This is a genomic window from Kitasatospora phosalacinea (genome assembly GCF_000716545.1).
GTDB lineage: Bacteria > Actinomycetota > Actinomycetes > Streptomycetales > Streptomycetaceae > Kitasatospora > Kitasatospora phosalacinea.
Genome location: NZ_JNWZ01000061.1, coordinates 1 through 18,040, shown reverse-complemented (window position 1 = coordinate 18,040; position 18,040 = coordinate 1). Strand labels below are relative to the sequence as shown.

13 protein-coding genes and 1 pseudogene are annotated in these 18,040 nt (G+C 73.3%); 5 read left to right on the top strand and 9 right to left on the bottom strand.

What is annotated here, in order from left to right; all coding sequences use genetic code 11:
- Positions 1-11: 11 nt before the first annotated feature.
- Both OO48_RS26160 and OO48_RS26155 read right to left on the bottom strand, forming a co-directional pair.
- On the bottom strand, positions 12-1,604 hold the full coding sequence (locus OO48_RS26160) for a M4 family metallopeptidase (protein ID WP_033220534.1): 1,593 nt from the start codon (positions 1,602-1,604) through the stop codon (positions 12-14).
- 163 nt (positions 1,605-1,767) lie between these two features.
- Positions 1,768-3,108, bottom strand: coding sequence for a vWA domain-containing protein (locus OO48_RS26155; protein WP_033220532.1), 1,341 nt, complete (start codon positions 3,106-3,108; stop codon positions 1,768-1,770).
- A gap of 90 nt (positions 3,109-3,198) precedes the next feature.
- Between OO48_RS26155 and OO48_RS26150 the strand changes: the two genes are divergently transcribed.
- On the top strand, positions 3,199-3,891 hold the full coding sequence (locus OO48_RS26150) for a DedA family protein (protein ID WP_081952393.1): 693 nt from the start codon (positions 3,199-3,201) through the stop codon (positions 3,889-3,891).
- A 71-nt stretch (positions 3,892-3,962) separates the two neighbouring features.
- On the opposite strand, the gene OO48_RS26145 is transcribed toward OO48_RS26150, so the two are convergent.
- The 7 genes from OO48_RS26145 to OO48_RS26115 form a co-directional block, all read right to left on the bottom strand.
- Positions 3,963-4,949, bottom strand: a complete 987-nt coding sequence (locus OO48_RS26145) for an endonuclease/exonuclease/phosphatase family protein (RefSeq protein ID WP_245194809.1) — start codon at positions 4,947-4,949, stop codon at positions 3,963-3,965.
- Positions 4,950-5,080: 131 nt separating this feature from the next.
- Positions 5,081-5,941, bottom strand: coding sequence for a DMT family transporter (locus OO48_RS26140; RefSeq protein WP_033220530.1), 861 nt, complete (start codon positions 5,939-5,941; stop codon positions 5,081-5,083).
- Between the two features lie 122 nt (positions 5,942-6,063).
- Positions 6,064-7,293 (bottom strand): DUF3344 domain-containing protein, encoded by a 1,230-nt coding sequence (locus OO48_RS26135; RefSeq protein WP_033220529.1) that lies wholly within the window; start codon positions 7,291-7,293, stop codon positions 6,064-6,066.
- Positions 7,294-7,443: 150 nt separating this feature from the next.
- Positions 7,444-9,342 (bottom strand): discoidin domain-containing protein, encoded by a 1,899-nt coding sequence (locus OO48_RS26130; protein ID WP_033220525.1) that lies wholly within the window; start codon positions 9,340-9,342, stop codon positions 7,444-7,446.
- A 112-nt stretch (positions 9,343-9,454) separates the two neighbouring features.
- Entirely contained in the window at positions 9,455-11,305 is a 1,851-nt protein-coding gene (locus tag OO48_RS26125) for a hypothetical protein (protein WP_033220523.1), read from the bottom strand.
- Positions 11,306-11,540: 235 nt separating this feature from the next.
- On the bottom strand, positions 11,541-13,283 hold the full coding sequence (locus tag OO48_RS26120; RefSeq protein ID WP_081952389.1) for an AMP-binding protein: 1,743 nt from the start codon (positions 13,281-13,283) through the stop codon (positions 11,541-11,543).
- A gap of 84 nt (positions 13,284-13,367) precedes the next feature.
- Positions 13,368-13,670: a hypothetical protein gene (locus OO48_RS26115; protein ID WP_033220521.1), complete on the bottom strand. Its 303-nt coding sequence runs from the start codon at positions 13,668-13,670 to the stop codon at positions 13,368-13,370.
- Positions 13,671-14,217: 547 nt separating this feature from the next.
- Between OO48_RS26115 and OO48_RS40205 the strand changes: the two are divergent.
- The 4 genes and pseudogenes from OO48_RS40205 to OO48_RS35425 form a co-directional block, all read left to right on the top strand.
- Positions 14,218-14,562, top strand: a pseudogene (locus OO48_RS40205) (NUDIX hydrolase); the annotation flags it as partial.
- A gap of 150 nt (positions 14,563-14,712) precedes the next feature.
- Positions 14,713-15,228 carry an AAA family ATPase gene (locus OO48_RS40200; protein ID WP_033220571.1) on the top strand — a complete coding sequence of 172 codons (516 nt, stop codon included), beginning with the start codon at positions 14,713-14,715 and terminating at the stop codon, positions 15,226-15,228.
- A gap of 44 nt (positions 15,229-15,272) precedes the next feature.
- Positions 15,273-15,761 (top strand): NUDIX domain-containing protein, encoded by a 489-nt coding sequence (locus OO48_RS26105; RefSeq protein WP_033220519.1) that lies wholly within the window; start codon positions 15,273-15,275, stop codon positions 15,759-15,761.
- Between the two features lie 647 nt (positions 15,762-16,408).
- A complete protein-coding gene (locus tag OO48_RS35425) occupies positions 16,409-17,341 on the top strand; it encodes an LAETG motif-containing sortase-dependent surface protein (RefSeq protein WP_051732824.1) in 933 nt (310 codons plus the stop codon).
- Positions 17,342-18,040: the final 699 nt, after the last annotated feature.

The window sequence follows — 18,040 nt, the reverse complement described above, 5'->3', positions numbered from 1 at the left end:
GCAGCGGCGGGTCAGGAGACGGACACCGCGCTCCAGGCGGCGCCCACCGCCGCGTACTCGGCGGAGCCCGCGCCGTACAGGTCGCGGGCGGCGTTGAGCGAGGCGGTGCGGGCGCCCTTGTAGTCGGTGGTGGAGGTTATGTAGACGGTCAGCGCCCGGTACCAGATCGCGGCGACCTTCTGGTTGCCGATGCCGGTAACGGTCGAGCCGTTGCAGGTCGGCGAGTTGTAGGCGACGCCGTTGACGGTCCTGGCGCCGCTGCCCTCGCTGGCCAGGTAGAACCAGTGGTTGCCGACGCCGGAGGAGTAGTGGACGTCCAGCCGGCCGACCGACTTGCTCCAGCAGTCCGCCGAGCCGCCGTCCAGCGAGGGCTTGTCGAAGCGGCGCAGCCACGGCGGGGTCGACTGGTCGCTGAACAGGTAGTCGCCCTTGTCGACCGCGTTGTTGGCGTACCACTCGACCATGGTGCCGAAGATGTCGCTGGTGGACTCGTTCAGGCCGCCGGACTCGCCGCTGTAGCGGAGGTTGGCGGTGGCGCTGGTGACGCCGTGGGTCATCTCGTGGCCCATGGTGTCGAGGTCGACCTGCTCGGGGTCGACGGTGCCGTTGCCGTCGCCGGTCATCATGCAGAAGCAGGCGTCAGACCACTGGGCGTTGTCCCAGTTGGTGCCGACGTGGACGAAGACGGTGGCGCCCTTGCCGTCGTTCTTGATGCCGCTGCGGCCGAAGGTGTTCTTGTAGTAGTCGTACGTCCAGGCGGTGTTGGCGTGCGCGTCGACGGCGGCGGTGGCCCGGTCGGTGGAGAACTTCCGGCCGTCGCCCCACACGTTGTCGGCGTCGGTGTAGAGCGTCCCGGAGGTGGCCTTGACGCTGCCGGCGGAGAGGTTGTGCGCGTCCTTGGTGGTGTGGCCGCGGACGGGGTCGATCAGCGCGTAACCGCCGCCCGCCTGCTGGGTGGTGGAGAGCGTGACGTCACCGGTGTACTCGGAGTGGCCGGTGCCGGTCGCGGAGTGCTCGGCGTCGTAGCTGTCGATGGCCGCGCCGGTGGTGGCGTCGGTGACCACCACCCGCCCGGTGGGCTGGCCCTGCTTGCCGGTGCCGGTGACGGTGGTGCGCCAGGCGAGGCGGGCGGTGCCGTCTGCGGCCCAGACCACCAGTTCGGGCGCGGAGGCGGCCCCGGATATGCCCGGCGCCTGCCCCAGCGCCTCGGCGGCGCTGCGCTGGGCCGGGACGGCCGGGCGGGTCGAGGGCACCGCGGGGTCGTGCCCCTTGGCCCGGGAGGAGTCGGTGAGCCGGCCGCGCGCGTCCTGGTGGACCACCAGGTCGCCGCCGACCACGGGCAGTCCGTCGTAGCTGCGGTCGAAGCGGACGTGCTGGGTGCCGTCCGGGTCGATCACCACGTCCTTGAGGAGGAGCTGCTGGCCGGGGCCGAAGCCGAACAGGTCGGCGTGCTGGGCGACGTTGGCCCGGGCCCGGGCGACGGCGGCGTCCCGGCCGGTCGCGGCGGTGGCCGCGCCGGTGGTGACGCCGGTGAGGAGGAGGGCGGCGGTGGCGGCGAGGGCGGCCGTGCCGAGGGCGCGACGGCGCGCGGAGGAGGGGCTCACGCGGGACTCCAGTCGGGTAGCTGAGGGGTAGCCGACCGAGAGCCTGTCCGTGAACAGACAAACACTTCTATTTAACTGAACGGAACGTGATCCATTCGTTGCGTTCCGTTCGCTCCGCCGCCCCCGTCCGCCGCAGGATTCCCGCCCGCCCCGCCGCCCCCGGCTACCGCAGGATCCCCGCCCGCCGCGCGGCCGCCACCCACTGCGGGAACTGGGACAGCAGGCGGTCGTACAGCTCGGGGTCCGGGAGGGTGCTGATGTCGTCGACCGCGAAGAAGCCGACGTTGTCGACCCGGCGGCCGGGGAGGGCGTCGAAGCGTTCGAGGACGCCGTAGTCGCCGCGGCCGAGGCCGACGAACTGCCAGAAGACCGGCTCCTCCACGGCGGCGCGCAGCTCGCGTTCGATCTCGCTGTTGCGGTAGACGCCGCCGTCGGAGAAGAACAGCACCAGCGTCGGGTCGGACGTCGGGTTCCCGCGCACGTACTCGCGGACCTGGGCGATCACCTTCTGCTCCTCGTTCTGGATGCCGACGGCCTTCATGTCCACCCGCCCGTCCGGCAGCGGCGGGCGGAGCTTGCGGCGGCCGAACAGCGACATCTCACCGACCCTGACGTGCAGGCGCAGCCAGTCGGGGAGTTCGGCCGGCCGCAGGTCGGGCAGCCGGGCGGGCTGGGAGGCGAACGTCCACGCCTGCATGGTGCGGTCGTCGTCCAACTGGGCGGCGACGGCGGCCATCCGCTCCACCACGTCGGCGACCACGCCCCGGTGGTAGAGGGTGGCCATCGAGCCGGAGGCGTCCAACACCAGGATCACCCGGGCGGTGAGCTGCTGGGCGCCGTGCTTGCGCAGGCTGACCGCGACCTGCTGCTTGCGCAGGCCGAGCCGCTTGCGCATGTCGACGGGCAGGGCCCGCTCCTCCGCCGACTCCACCGGCTCGGGCACCACCGGCTCCGGCGCCACGGCTGCGGGCACCACCGGCTCGGGCACCACGGCTGCGGGCACCACCGGCTCGGGCTCGGGCTCCCGGAGGGTGAACCCGTGCGCGACGGCGAGGCCGGCCAGGCCGTCCGTCCAACCCTGGCCGACGGCGCGGAACTTCCAGCGCCCCTCGCGCAGGTACAGCTCGCCGCAGACCAGCGCGCGCTCCGCGCCCGCCGCGGGGTCGAAGCGGACCAGCCCGGCCCCGGTGCGGGCGTCGCCGAGCAGCAGCGACAGGCCGGGGACGGCGCCGAGGCCGCCCCCGTCGGTGACGGCCAGCAGCAGCACCCGCTGGACGCCGGGCGGCAGCGCGGCCAGGTCGACGTCGGCCCCGTCCGGCCGGAGCCCGACGCCCGGGGCCCGTTCCGCGCCCCGGAGCAGTCGCGGGCCGCCGTCCGCGCCGAGCAGCAGCACGGCGGCGCTCGGAACGGGCCCGTCCGGCCCGGCCCGCCAGGTGAGGTCGGCCCGGACGGCGGCGGCGTCGATCGGCAGGTTCGCGCCCTTGGCGAGTGGAGTCGCTGTCACCCCCTCAGTCTGCCCGCTGCGGTCGCGCCGGGCCCCGTCCGGTCCGGGAACGCGGGTTACGGTGGGACGGAACGGAACGAGGTGGTCCGGGTGAAGTCGGTGACCGACTGGCTGGGCGGTCTGTCCGGACCGGTGGTGTACGCGGTGGTGGCGGCGCTGGTGTTCGCCGAGGACGCGCTGTTCTTCGGTTTCGTGCTGCCCGGCGAGACGGCGGCGGTGCTCGGCGGCGTGCTGGCCCACCAGGGCAGCGTCTCGCTGGGCTGGATGCTGGTGGCGGTGGTGGGCGCGGCGGTGCTGGGCGACACGATCGGCTACGAGGTGGGGCTGCGGTTGGGCCCGCGCGTGCTGGAGACCAAGTCGATGCGCCGCCACGCGCAGCGGATCGGCCGCGCCCAGGAGTTGATCCGCCGTCGTGGCCCGGCGGCGGTCCTGCTGGGCCGGTTCGTGGCGTTCTTCCGCGCCCTGATGCCCGCGCTGGCGGGCGTCTCGAAGATGCCCTACCGCAAGTTCCTGCTGTTCAACGCGGTCGGCGGCCTGCTCTGGGGCGTGGGCTGCGTGCTGCTCGGCTACTTCGCGGGCGCGGCCTACTCGAAGGTGGAGGGCACCGTCGGCCGCACCCTCGCCCTGGTCGTGGTGGGTGTCGTGCTCCTCGCCGTCCTGGTCCACCGCTTCCGCGGCCGCCGCGAGGACGGCTCCGGCGAGCGGCGCGACAGCGAGGAGGGGCACGCCGCCGCCGAGGGGCCCGGGGAGCCGGAGGGCCGCGGCGCCCACCGGGCCGACTGAGGTGACGGCGTCCGTGGTGACGGCGTCTTCGACTCCCCGCCCGCCCGCTTCCCGGCTGTCCGGCTGTCCGGCTATCCGGTGACGGCGAGTTCGGCGACCACGGCGCGGTGGTCGCTGCGCGCCAGGGCGTGCTCGGAGACCTCGACGGCGGTCAGCGCGGAGCCGTGCAGGACGTGGTCGATCTGGATCACGGGCGGCACGCCCCGGAAGTCCGGGTGGTCCTGGGGCCAGGTCGGGAACAGGCCGGCGCCGAGCTCCTCGTGGGTGTCGGTCAGGCCGGTGTCGATCAGGTCGCGCATCGGCTCGTGGTCGAGGGTGGCGTTGAAGTCGCCCAGCAGGACGGCGTCCCGGGTGCGTCCGGGGGCGGCGGCGGTCAGCCGGTGCAGCCCCTCGGCCCAGCGGCGGGCGTCGCCGAGCGGGTAGTAGGTGTGCACGGCGACCAGGTGCACCGGGTGGCCGCCGAGGTCGACGGTCAGGTTGGCGGTCTGCCAGGCCGGGTCGGCGGCGGAGCTGACGGACAGCCGGGTGTAGAGCGCGCTGTCGGTGCCGGCCGGGCGCTCGCGGTGCGGGAGCAGGGTGCGGATGCCGGCCGCGTCCAGCGCGTCGGCGGCGGAGTCGCTCTGCTCCTCGACGGCCAGCACGTCGATCCGCTGGGTGCGCACCAGGTCGACCAGGGCCTTCGGCGAGACCTGACCCATGAAGTTGTTGCTGGTCGCCACCCGCAGCCGGGGCGCGCCGGCCGGGACGTCTCCCCCGTCCGGCAGGAGGCGGGGCACCAGCCAGCACAGCTGCAGCACCACCAGCGCGGCCGCGGTCCCGGTCAGCCACTTCCCGCGCAGCGCCGCGACGACGGGCAGCAGCACGGCGGTGAGCAGCGCCGCGTACGGCAGCCCGGCCATCGGCATGGCCCACACCGTCCCGTCGTCCCACCCGAACAGCCGCACCGCGGCGAGCGCGGCCGGCCCCGCCAGCAGCACCCCGCAGCCGACCAGTACCGCGGTCCGCCACCAGCGTCTCCCGCCCGCGGGCGGCTTGCTCTCCGGTGTACCGTCCGTCACGGCGCTCCTCCCAGGGCGTCGGCCGACGGCCATGATCACCGGGCCGCCGTCGTGAAGGACGGACGCCCGCCCCGCCCCGCGCGGTTCCGCCCGGGGGCGGCGTCGGCGGGCGGGTACGGCCCGACGGGCCGTCAGTGCGCCGTCTCGCGGATGTTCGGGACGGCCCGGACCAGGGTGATCACGCCGCCGACCACCAGGGCGACGGCGAGCACCTCGGGGATCAGCAGCCAGCCGGTGCGGACCGTCTCGTCGAACAGCACCACGCCGAGCAGCAGGCTGACGGCGGCGTCGCCGATGGTCAGCGCGGGCTGGGAGGCGACCAGCGGGCCCGCCTGCAGGGCGTTCTCCAGCAGCAGGACGGCGGCGATGCCGGTGAGCGCGAAGCCGTACGTCTGCCAGGCGGTCAGGAACGCGGGCAGGCCGTGGTCGGAGAAGGTGCCGGTGGCGGACTTCAGCAGGGCGGCGGTCAGCGCGTTGCCGACGGCGGCGGCCGTCCCGAGCGCCCCGGCCCGGAATACCGGGCTCCGGCGGCGGTCCCGGGTGGCCGCCACGCACAGCGCCATCACGCCCAGGCAGCCGGCCAGGACGGGCACCCAGCGGCTCATCGGCGCCTGGTCCTCCGCGCCGGACGGGGCGGCGCAGCCGAGGAACAGCGCCAGGCCGCCGACCACCGCCGCGACGCCCGCCCACCCGGCGGCGGGCATCCGGCGGTGCAGCAGCGGCGCGGCGATCAGCAGCGCGAACGGCAGCTCCAGCACGAACACCGGCTGGACCAGCGCGAGCGGCCCGAAGGCGAGCGCCAGCGCCTGGAACAGCGCGGCCCCCGCCACTCCGGCGATGCCCGCCACCCACGCCGGGTCCCGGGCCAGCACCAGCAGGAACCGCAGGCCCCCGCCCCGGTCGACCCGGGCCGCGGCCTTCCGCTGGAAGGCCGTCCCGGCGGCGTTGGAGGCGGCCCCGAACACGGCGAACACCACAGCGAGCACGTCCACCCGCCATCGGTTCCCCCGCCCCCGAACGGCCGAAACCCCCTGCGGGGCGGAAGGACCCGCGCGCACGGCGACGGCCCGCCGCGGGCGGGTTGCCTGCGGCGGGCCGTTCGGGGCGGGCCGGGTCAGCGCTGGCCGGTCCAGGCGGAGCGGGGCCGGGCCTTGGCGGTGCGCAGGCTGGCCGGGTCGATGTCGACGTCGGCGTAGAAGACGCCGAGGTCGTAGCCGTCGCCCTCGGTGTTGACGGTGATGCTGAGGTCGGTGTCGCCGTTGCGCAGGTACGGGGAGACGTTCCAGCGGTTGGCGTCGTAGCCGAAGGTGTTGGGGTAGGCCGGGTTGCGCGGGAAGCGCTGGGCCGGGTCGGCGTTGTCGAGGTTGGAGGTGAAGGCGTCGTTCGCGGGGTGCAGGGCGTCGCTGAACCGGGTGAGCGGGCCGTTGGTGGACTTCATGTCCATGGTGTCGCCGGTCCACTTGTGGTCGCCGTCGTAGACGACCCAGCCGAGGTGGCCGGTGACGGGGCCGGTGGCGGGGGTCTTGATGCCGCTCAGGGTGCCGGTGAGGGCGGGGCTGTTGGGCAGTTCGGGCTGGAAGCCGTCCCAGACGTGCAGGTGGCGCAGCGGCTCGCAGTCGCGCTCGTAGGCGACGACGACCGTCCAGCCGCCCCAGCTGTGCGACTTGACGACGGAGTCCATGTCGGCGGCCTCGTAGGTGCCGGAGCCGTGGTGGCGGACCTGCTCGGTGATGTCGGCGGAGGCCTGGTAGCTGCTCTCCTGGTCGGTGGTGATGTAGCCGATGGAGGGCTGCTGGTTGGCGATGTTGGTGTACTGGGCGTCGCCGGGGAACTTGAAGTAGATCTCGTCGATCTGGCTCTCGGGCAGGACGGTGTCGCCGATGCCGCGGGTGCCGCCCCAGTAGAGGCGGGCGAACTTGACGGTGGCGTCCTCGGGCAGCTGCAGGTCGGCGGAGCTGGAGGAGTAGATGGTGTCGCCGAGCGGACCGACGTGGCCGGGGCCGTCGATGTTGACGTACTTCATCTGGAAGTTGTTGTTGATCGGGCGCGACCCGTCGCCGTTGCGGGCCTGCGCGCAGGGGGCCTGGGCGGGGTCGACGGGCGGCTGGGTCTCGTCGCAGGTCATCAGGGTGTTGCTGATGTGGGTGATGCCACCGCGGAAGTCGCCCTCGAAGCGGGTGGTGAAGGGCAGCCGGTTCTCGGTGATGGTGGTCGCGGCCGTGACCCGGGTGTGGGCGGGCGCGCTGTCGGTGGAGTACGCGGCGGGCACGGCCAGTGCGCTGGCGGCGGCGACGAACGCCGCGGTGACGGCCAGGGTGCGACGGGTGGGGCTGGGACGGGACAAGGCGTGGACTCCTCTGACGGGTGGTCAAGTGCCCTCATCGGTGGGCCCTCCCATCTGACCGTCAGCCGGGTCTTAGATACGCGTATTGGGCCGAACGACGGCATTCCTGAGTATTTCCCGGGAATCTCCGCCGTCCGGCCCGGTGGGGCGTCAGGCCCGCTGTTCGATTCGGACCCAGTCCACGGCGAGGGTGGCCGCGCCGGCGGCGATCTGGTCGACGGTGGACTGCGGCAGGCCCCAGAAGGGGGTGGTGACCTTGTTCCAGCCGGCGGGGTAGGCGCCGCCGAGGGCGAAGTTGAGGATCACGTACTGGTCGTGGTCGAACACCCAGGCACCGCGGGTGGCGAGCGTCTTCTGCCGGGGCACTTCCAGGGTCTGGGCGCCGTCGACGCTGAAGCGCATGGCGGTGGGCGTCCACTCGACGGCGTACACGTGCCAGCCGGTGACGTCCTGCCCGGCGGGGAAGTGCTGGAGGGCGCCGATGTTGCCGTCGGCGGAGTAGCCGGGGCCGTGCAGGGCGCTGCTGGTCCAGTCGGCGTAGCCGATGTTCTCCATGATGTCGGTCTCGCCGCAGTTGGGCCAGGACACGTCCGGGTCGTCGACGTTCGATCCGAGCAGCCAGAACGCGGGCCACAGGCCGAGCCCGGCGGGCATCTTGATCCGGGCGCTGACCCGGCCGTAGGTGAAGTTGACGGCGGTGCTGGTGTCGATCCGGGCGGAGGTGAACTTGTAGTTCCCGCCGCCGGGGGCGTTGTAGCCGCCGGGCAGGTAGCGGGGGGTGATGAGCAGTTGGCTGTCGGAGACCTTCAGGGTGCTGGGGTCGTCGACGTACGCCTGGGACTCGCCGTTGACGGAGCCCATGGTGGAGCCGGTGACGACGACCCGCCACTTGCCGCGGTCGAGGCTGGTGCCCGCGAAGTCGTCGAAGAAGACGGTGCGGTAGGCGCCGGTGCTCTCCGCCGGCGGCGCCGGGTACTCGGCGGCGGCGCTGCCGCCGGTGCCCCAGACCTGGAACTCGTAGAGCGAGTAGCCGAACTGGGCGGTGGCGGGGGCGGGGTTGTAGAAGCGGCGGCGGCGCACGCCGAGCATCCGGACGTAGCGGCCGGTGGCGGGGGTGGGCAGGGTGACGGCGTCGTGCAGGCCGGCCGAGCTGCCGGGGGTGCCGATGTCCGCGTCGCGGGCGGCGACCTGGGCGGCGGTGGGCTGGTAGACGGTGCGCCAGTTCTGGTTGTCGTCGGAGACCTGGATCCGGTAGTCGACCGCGTAGGCGGACTCCCAGTGCAGGTCGACGGCGGTGATCCGGGCGCTCGCGCCGAGGTCGACGGCGATCCACCGGTGGTCGTTCCAGTCGCTGGCCCAGCGGGTGGCGTCGCCGCTCAGCCCCGCGGGGACGCCGCCGTCGAAGGCGTGCAGCGGGGTGTGCCCGGCGTCCTGGTAGTAGTTGCCGTAGCCGGGGTGGTTGAGCGCCAGGTTCGCGGTGCCGGTGGCGGCGGGGGCGGGGGCGCCGCCGTAGACCTGGAAGGCGTACAGCGAGTAGCCGTACGGGGTGGCGCGCTGCAGGCCGCGCATCCGGACGTACCGGCCGAGGGCGGGCTGCGGGTGGGTGTGGATGGTGGTGGTGCCGCCGGTGCCGGCGTTCTCGGTGTAGACCGACTGCCAGGCGGCGCCGTCGCGGGAGACCTCCACGACGTACTTGAGGCCGTAGGCGGCCTCCCAGACCAGCACGACCCGGGTGATCCGGATGACGCTGCCGAGGTCGACGCGGATCCAGGCGTCGTCGGCGAAGTTGCTGGAGAACCGGGAGCCGGTGTTGTTGTCGAAGGCCGCGCCGGGCCCGAACGGCCCGCCCTCGCTGCCGGAGGCGGTGGCGGCGGCCGGGTCGGCGGCGTACGCGGCGGCCGCCCAGTCGGCGTCCCAGGCGAGACCGCCGGGGGCGGCGGCCCGGGCGGTGGCGGCCCGGGCGGTGGTGGGGCCGGTCAGGGTGAGGCCCGTGCTGCCGGCCGTGAGGGCGGCCAGCAGCAGGGCGTTGCGACGGCTGAGCTCGGTCATGGGGGACTCCGCTGCAATGGGGGGTGGGTGGGGGGCGTACGTGGTGCGGCCCGCCGCGTTCTCGGGCCGGAGTACGCGGCGGGCCGGGTCGGGAGGGACGGTCAGGGGCCCGTCAGGGGGTGGCCACGGGGTAGGAGACGACGTTGCTGGGGCCTCCGAAGGTGGGGTCGACGGCGCGGCCGGTGCCGTTGATCACCGAGTCGATGCCGCCGGAGCCGTTGAGGAAGACGGTCAGCAGGTCGTGGAACTTGACGCCGGGGACGACGGGGGCCTGGAAGGCCATCGAGTTGCGGATGTCGACGCCCTGGTTGAAGTAGGAGTAGCTGCCCATGCCCCAGCCCTCGAAGGTCTTCACCTTCGGGCCGACGGCGAACGCCGGGTAGCCCTTCTGCTGCTCGCTCGCCGTCCACGCGGCCTGGTTCGGCACGTCGTAGGGGTTCTCGTTCTGGAAGAACACCACCCGGCCCTGCTCGCCGTTCCACTGCACCTCGGTCTTCTGGAAGTGCTCGACGGCGAGGCCGGTGGCGGTGACCCGGTCGCCGTTGACGACCAGTCCGGTGTCGCTGCGGGCGCTGGTCCAGGTGCCGCCGCCGGTGCCGTGGTCGGCGCGCCAGATCCAGGCGTCGTCGATCAGGGTGTCGTCGCTGTTGACCTCCAGCGCGGTGGTGGCGGAGCCGTTCAGCGCGCCGCCGACCCGGAAGAACACGTCGGACAGCGCGATCGGGTCCGCCCGGTGCGAGTCCTTGCTGCCGCGGTTGCCGACCTGCATCAGCACCTGCGACTTCTCCTGCCCGGCGTCGATGATCAGGCCGGAGACGTTGACGCCGTCCACGTCGTCGACCTTGATCGCGGCGTTGCCCCCGGTCGGGACGAGGGTGGCGAAGCCGAGGCCGACGACCTGGGTGCCGGGGCGGGTGACCTTGATCGCCTCGGGCAGCTCGTACACGCCGGGGGTGAGCAGCAGGTTGCGGCCGGCCCGGAGGGCGGCGTTGATCTGCTGGACGGTGCTGCCGGGGCGGACCAGGTAGAAGTCGTCCAGGGCGATCGAGCGGCCCGGGGTGGCGCCGTGCTCCCAGCTGGTGCCGCGGGAGTCGCGCTGGGCGGCGGGCACGAAGACCCGGTAGCCGCCCTTGTCGTCCAGGTACAGGTAGGGGGCCTCGCGGGTGACCGGGCAGGTGTCGAGGGTGGTGTAAGGGGCGGCGCCCTGCTCGGTGGAGAAGGACTGGGCGGGGGCGCCCTCGGTGCCGCAGAAGACCTGGTTCCAGACGCCGTTGCTCCAGCCGTCCAGGTTGCTGTTGCGGGTGAAGAACTGCTGCTGGGAGCCGTTGACGACGGTGGCGCCGGTGAACTTGGAGTCGGCGATGAAGCCGCCGCTGGCCCAGGCGGGCGAACCGGTGCAGTAGTCCATCAGCGTCACGTTGCCGTTCAGCTGGACCCGGCGCAGCGGCGCGGCCTGGGAGACCGCCCAGAAGTCGGTGTTGCCGTAACAGCCGCTCTGGCCCGCGACGTTGACCGTCAGGTTGCTCAGCGAGCGCCAGAAGTTGGTGGTGGCGTAGCACTGCGACTGGTCGCCGCCGACGCACTGGTTGTACACGTTGACGGAGCCGTTGACGACCACGTCGCCGGGGTTGCGGCCGAGGCCGGCGACGCTCTCGTAGAAGCCGACCGGGAAGACCAGGGGGTCGGCGGCGGTGCCGTAGGTGCCGGGCTTGAACAGGACCGCGTAGCGCTGGGGGCCGAACTCGTTGCCGGCCTGGGCCCGGGCGAGCGCGTTCAGGCGGTCCTGGACCTCGGCCTTGGGCATGCCCGGGTCGAGGACGATCACGTTCTCGCCGAGGCTGCCGCCGCCGGGCGGGACGGGGGCCGCGGCGGCCTGGGTGGTGGGGGCGACGAGGGCCGCGACCAGGGCGGTGGCGGCGGCCGCCGCGAGGCCGTAGCGGCGGGACCGGGGAGCTCGGTTCATGGGGGTGCACACCCGTCTGGTGGGATCCGGGGGACGGCGGCCGGGCCCGGGGAGCCGTGCTGACCGCACGTCAGCCGCAGACCCCGACCGCTTACTTCACGCCGAGATTTAACGTATGAGAAAAGTGGGCGTCAAGACCTGTGACAGCTTCGGTGCACGGCCGCCCGCACGGAGGCCGGGCCCCGGGCGGGGTCCGGCCTCCGTGAACTGCCTGGTCAGTACAGGTCGACGCGCGTCAGCGCGGGGTGCTCGGCTCCCCGGCCCTCCCGGCCTCGCCCCCCTCGTCGGTCTCTCCCCCCTCGTCGGTCTCCCCCGCCTCCCACGCCTCTCCCGTCCCTCCCGCCTCTCCCGCCCCTCCGGCCAGGAGGGCGACCGCCAGCTCGCGCATCTCGACCTTGCAGACCTTGCCGGTGACGGTCATCGGGAACTCCTCGACCACGTGCACGTAGCGCGGGATCTTGAAGTGGGCGAGCCGTCCGGCACAGAACGCGCGCACCGCCCCGGCCGTCAGCGGCCGCGCGCCCTCGCGCATCCGCACCCAGGCCATCAGCTCCTCGCCGTACCTGGCGTCGGGCACCCCGATCACCTGGACGTCGAGCACGTCGGGGTGGGTGTACAGGAACTCCTCGATCTCGCGCGGGTAGACGTTCTCGCCGCCGCGGATCACCATGTCCTTGATCCGGCCGGTGATCGACAGGTAGCCGTCCCGGTCCATCACCGCCAGGTCGCCGGTGTGCATCCAGCGGGCGGCGTCGATCGCCTCGGCGGTCTTGGCCGGCTCGGCCCAGTAACCGAGCATCACCGAGTAGCCGCGGGTGCACAGTTCGCCGGGCTCGCCGCGCGGCACGGTGCGGCCGGTGTCCGGGTCGACCACCTTGACCTCCAGGTGCGGTCCGACCCGGCCGACGGTGGAGACCCGGCGCTCCGCCGAGTCGTCCACCCGGGTCTGGGTGGACACCGGGGAGGTCTCCGTCATGCCGTAGCAGATCGACACCTCCGCCATGCCCATCCGCTCCATCACGCCCTTCATCACCTCGGTCGGGCACGGGGCGCCCGCCATGATGCCGGTGCGCAGGCTGGACAGGTCGTACCCGTCGAAGCCCGGGTCGGCCAGTTCGGCGATGAACATGGTCGGCACCCCGTACAGCGAGGTGCAGCGCTCGGCGGCCACCGCGGCCAGGGTGGCGGCGGCGTCGAACGCCGGGGCGGGGATCACCGTGCAGGCGCCGTGCGAGGTGGCCGCGAGGTTGCCCATCACCATGCCGAAGCAGTGGTAGAACGGCACCGGCAGGCAGATCCGGTCCCGCTCGGTGTAGCCGCACAGCTCGCCCACGAAGTAGCCGTTGTTCAGGATGTTGTGGTGCGAGAGGGTGGCGCCCTTGGGGAAGCCGGTGGTGCCCGAGGTGTACTGGATGTTGATCGGGTCGTCGGCGCTCAACTCCCGTGCGATCGACGCGAGTTCCGCCGGGTCACCGGCCCGCCCGGCGGCCAGCAGCGCCGGCCAGTCCGGGCCGTCCAGCAGTACCGTGTCCGCCAGTTCGGGGCAGCGCGGGCGCACTTCGGCGATCATCGCCGCGTAGTCGGAGGTCTTGAAGCGCTCGGCGGCCACCAGCAGCCGCACGCCCGCCTGACCGAGCACGTACTCCAACTCGTGCGCCCGGTAAGCCGGGTTGATCGTCACCAGGATCGCGCCGAGCCGGGCGGTGGCGTACTGGGTGAGCGTCCACTCGGCCCGGTTGGGGGCCCAGATGCCGACCCGGTCGCCCCTGCCGACGCCCCGCGCGCGCAGCCCGAGCGCCACCGCGTCCACGTCGGCGGCGAACTCGGCGTACGTCCAACGGCGGCCGGTGGCGCACTCCACCAGCGCCTCCCGGTCCGGGAAGGCGCGCACCGCCCGGTCGAGGTTGTCCCCGATCGTGTCGCCAAGCAGGGGCGTGCCGGACGGGCCGGAGGAGTAGCTGAGCTGGTCACGGGACAAGGAGGGCCTCCTGGGAGCGGCGGTACCGGCGGGTACCCATGCTGCGCAGTCCGGGCCGCCCTGACCAGCCCTCTTCCGGGTCCTTCAGTCGGACAGGGTGCGGTCGCCGATCACGTCCAGGTTGCGGAAGGTCGGCGGGCCGTCGCACAGCCCGGCGACCCGGGCCGCGAACTCGGCGGTCTCGGGGCGCTGCGAGTTCTCCATCGCCACCTCGTACGAGGGGAACTCCACGATGTTCAGGTAGGTGTCGGTGCCGTCGCGGTCCCGGGTCTGCAGGGCGCGCACGGCGAGGCGGTGGCCCTCGTTCTCGGCGACCCACTCGTCCAGCAGCTCGTTGAACTCGTCGATCCGCCCGGTCCGGTACTCGATGATCTGGATGAACCTCACCGCTGGCCTCCTCCGCTCGCGCGGGCGGGCACCCGCCCGCCGGGTCCAGCGTCCCCGCGGGGCGGACGGGGCGCAATGCGGGACGGCCTGGCGGCCGTGCCCACCGCCTCACCCCGCCGCAGACCGGTTCCCAGATCCTCAGGCGCTACCCGGACACCCTCCTGGAACACCGCCCTTCCCTCCTGGGAACGGGAGCCCGCCCACGTCGTGGGAGTCGCACGCCCGCCGCACAGCCGGCCGCCAGGAACGGGGTCCGCACCCGCTCCGGCCCAGCTGTCGGCGCCCCGTGCCACAGTGGCCGCGCCGACCGACAACACCGTTGCGAATATGACCAGTTGAGCGGATCCACCGGATCGGGTGCTTCGACCGGGACACGCCGACACGACCCCAGAGCGCCGCCTACGGTGAGAGACCTGCAAGCGCACTCGCGTACGGCGATCGATCATTCAGCCGACCGCTGCTGCGCCGTGCCCTGAACCGGTCCGGCTGCTGCCGGTGTTCGCGTTCCGCTCCCCGAGGAAGGAGAAGTCCGTTGCCGCACACACTGGTGGTGGGGGTTCACCTGGTGCTGATCGAGGACGGCCGGGTGCTGCTGGGCCGCCGTGCCGGAACCTCGTTCGGCGAAGGCCACTGGCACGCCCCGGCGGGCCACTTGGAGGCGGGCGAGTCGGTGCTGCGCGGCATGGCCCGGGAGGCCGAGGAGGAACTCGGCATCCGCATCCGCGAGGAGGACCTCGTCCTCGTCCACAGCCTGCACCACTTGGACGCCGACGACGGCCTCGGGAGGCTGCAGTTGTTCTTCACCGTCCGCGCGTACACCGGGCGGATCACCAACCGGGAACCGGACAAGTGCTCCCGGTTGAAGTGGTGGCCGCTGGACGCCCTGCCGGAGCCGATCGTCGCCTACACGGCCGACGCCCTCGCCCACATCGCCGCCGACCGCCCGCTGTCCGTCACCGGCCGGCCGGGCCCAGGCGGCACCACCGGCCGCACGGCACCGGTTGCCCGCCGGACGGCCGTAGGGAGCGCCGGCACCCGGCTAGTGATCCTCCGGGGCAACTCCGCGTCGGGCAAGTCCTCCGTCGCGACGGCCCTGCGGGCGGCGTTCGGGCGGGGCCTGGCGATCGTCGGGCAGGACAACCTGCGCCGCGTCGTGCTGCGCGAGCACGACCGGCACGGCGGCGCGAACATCGGTCTCATCGACACCGTGGCCCGCTACGCGCTGGACGCCGGCTACCACGTCGTCGTCGAAGGCATCCTGTCCGCCGAGCGCTACGGCCCCGTGCTCCAGCGCCTGGCCGACGACCACCGCGGCACCACCCGCTGCTACTACCTGGACGTCCCCTTCGAGGAGACCCTGCGGCGGCACGCTTCGAAGCCCGACCCCGAACTGCAGGCGGCCGTCACCGCCGACACCCTGCGCGGCTGGTACCGCGAGCGCGACCTCCTGCCCGGCGGGGTCGAGAGCGTCGTCGGCGCCGACAGCCCGCTGCCGGACACCATCGAGCTGATCATGCGCGACACCGGGCTGGCCGGCCTTCCCGCCCTCGACGTCTAGAACCGACCCCTCCCCCGTCCCGCCCCCCTTTCCAAGGAGCCCCAGTGCACGCCACCAGCAGGCTGTCGGCCGGTGTCATCGCCCACGACGTGGCCACCGACCGGATCGCCCTCGTTCACTACGCCAAGCGCAACTGGAGTCCGGGCCCCGCCTGGACCGTCCCGGGCGGGAAGGTCGACCCCGACGAGGAGATCTCCCACGCCGCCGCCCGCGAACTGTACGAGGAGGCGGGTCTCGTCGCCCGGCCGTCCGACCTGCGCCTGGTGCACACCCTCCACGCGAAGGAGGGCTGGGACGGACGCGGAGGGTTCGTGCTGTTCGTCTTCGCCGCCACCGAGTTCACGGGCGAGCTGGCCAACGTCGAGCCGGACAAGCACCTGGACGTGCGCTGGCACCCCGTCGCCGACGCGCTGCCCTCGCCGATGTTCCCGACGTCCAAGACCGCGGTGCGGGCGTACCTGGACGGCGGCCCCGCCTACTCCACCCACGGCTTCGACCCCGCCCCCGGACAGCACGAGCCCGCCCGGGCGTAGCGCCCACCGGTGGGCCCGGCCCGCCACCGCCTTCCTCGCGCTTCCTCGCGTCACGGCGGCCCTCCGCCGTTCTCCGATCCTCCGACGCGAAAGGGCGTCCATGACGCGAAGGACCAAGCCCACGGCTTCCCCGACGCGGCCGAGCTCGATGAGGTACTCGGCGCGTCTGTCGGTAGCCAGGGGGCGGTCCGAGGAACGCGAGGGCCTCTTCGGCTCGGCCAGCTGCTGCGAGCAGGTCCGCAACGGAGCAGATCGCGCACTTGGCGTTTTCCTGGCGTAGCCGCCCTCGGCCAGGAGCCGGTGTCGGGGATGCGGCCGGCGCGGCCACCGCCTGCTCGGGCGGCAGTGGCCTGTTTCGCCGCCGCCGTTCCCCGATCCGCTCCGCCCTCCTCCACGCGCGGCACGTCGCCGTGTCCGGTCGAGGCGGATCCTGGAGGCTTTGAGGGTGTTCGAACGGTACGTCAAACGCCCTGCCAGTACCGGGTGGTTGGTGTGCTGTCGGCTGTTACGCGGCGGTGACGGATCGAGCACGGGCGGGGGATATCCGCTCGACATGATCCTCCTACAGCGTCCGACGGGCCCGCCGGCCCGGACCGAAAGGACGCGAACCCAGCCGCTCGCCCACCCGCTATCGAGGGATCATCCCGATGTCCGTCCGCACCCGCCGCGCCCGCCTCGCCTCCATCGCCGCCGCCGTCGTCCTCGGCGCCACCGTCCCCGTCCTGACCGGCGCCTCCAGTGCCTGGGCGTGCGGCGACGAACCGGCCGCCGCGGCCGCGGCGAGCACTCCGACCGTGAGCGCTCGCGCCACGGTGCCCGCCGACGAGCTGCGGAACGTGACGGTCGGCATGCTCCCGGTGCCGGAGAAGGAGATCACCGCGGGCGGGGCCCCGGTCGAGTTCGGCGTGGAGATCCTCAACACGGGCCCCGGGACGGCCAAGGGAGTCATCCCCTTCCCCACCTTCTACAACGAGGCCAGCCGCGACGGCATCCACGGAGCCCTGAAGCCGCAGGACCTGGTCCTCGAGGTGGCCGACGGAGGCCAGTGGAAGACCCTCCCGCTGAAGCCCGGATGCGACCCGGTGCTGCGCGCCGACCCCGCCTTCCTGGCCAAGGACATCGAGGCCGGCCGCGCCACCCGGTTCCTGTTCCGGCTGACCGTCACCAAGCACTCCGACGCCTCGCAGTCCCAGGTCGACATCCGCGTCGGCATGAAGAGCATCTCCGGCGGCGTCAAGCCCGACTACGATTCGCACCTGGTCCTGCCGATCGTGCACCCGGCCGCCCCCACCACCCCGGCACCCGCGCCCAGCACCAAGGCACCGACCACCCCGGCACCCGCGCCCACCACCAAGGCCCCGGCCACTTCGAGCGCCCCGACCGCTCAGACCGCGGTTCCGGCCACTGCGGTGAGCCCCGCCGCCACGAGCCCGTCCGCGACGCCCACCACGGCGAACCTGGCGTCCACCGGCGGCGGCTCCTCCACCACCCCGATGCTCGTCGGCGGCACCGCGCTGGTGCTGCTCGGCGCCGGCGCCGTGGTATTCGCCCGCCGCCGCGCCGCAGGTACCCGCGACTGACCGGTACGACATCAGCCTCCCCCGCCCCGACGGCCGTCCCAGCCGCCGGGGCGAAGTGCGTTCGGGCCTGGTCCGCGGCGCCGGGCGCGGCGACCGGGCCCCGCCATCGTCTCGGCGGGCCTCCGCCTCCCGCCCGCCCGCTCGCGGCGCAGCACCGGGGCCCGACAGGCCGGCGACGGCCGCAGTCGGCGGCATCACCCTCGCGCCCCGGGAGTTGACGTGCCGCCCGGCAGGCTGCGCGTCAGCCGGGCGGCCGCGGGTGTGCGCGGAGGCTTGAGGTCTGCTAACCGGTGGCTCACGAGGAATCCACCGCCCGGAGCCCACCCGCGCAGCGGGTGCGGCGGTGCCAGGACGCGACCTCGGCTCCCCCGCCGATGCGGCACACTGGAGGTTCGGCCCGCGCGGAAGGGCCTGCGCAGGCGTGGACGGACCGCTGATCGTGCAGGCGGTCAAGCCTGGTTGGCTTTGTTCACGAGATTCGGTTCTGGTCCGACTTCTGTGGACCGGTGACGCTCAGTACCGGCGGGGGTGTCGGTAGGGCGGTCGATAATGCCGGTCATGGCAGATCGCAGTCCGGTTCCCCGGATCATCACCTCGGCGGCGCGGGAGTCCCTGAAGCCGCTCGGCCTGGCCCAGCGTGGGCGGTCGCGGCTGTGGGTTGATGATCACGGGTGGTGGCTGGGGGTCGTGGAGTTCACC

Excerpts from the sequence above, each read along its gene's own strand:
- OO48_RS26130 (WP_033220525.1), bottom strand. The coding sequence starts at position 9,342 with ATGACCGAGCTCAGCCGTCGCAACGCCCTGCTGCTGGCCGCCCTCACG.
- OO48_RS26125 (WP_033220523.1), bottom strand. The coding sequence starts at position 11,305 with ATGAACCGAGCTCCCCGGTCCCGCCGCTACGGCCTCGCGGCGGCCGCC.
- OO48_RS35425 (WP_051732824.1), top strand. The coding sequence starts at position 16,409 with ATGTCCGTCCGCACCCGCCGCGCCCGCCTCGCCTCCATCGCCGCCGCC.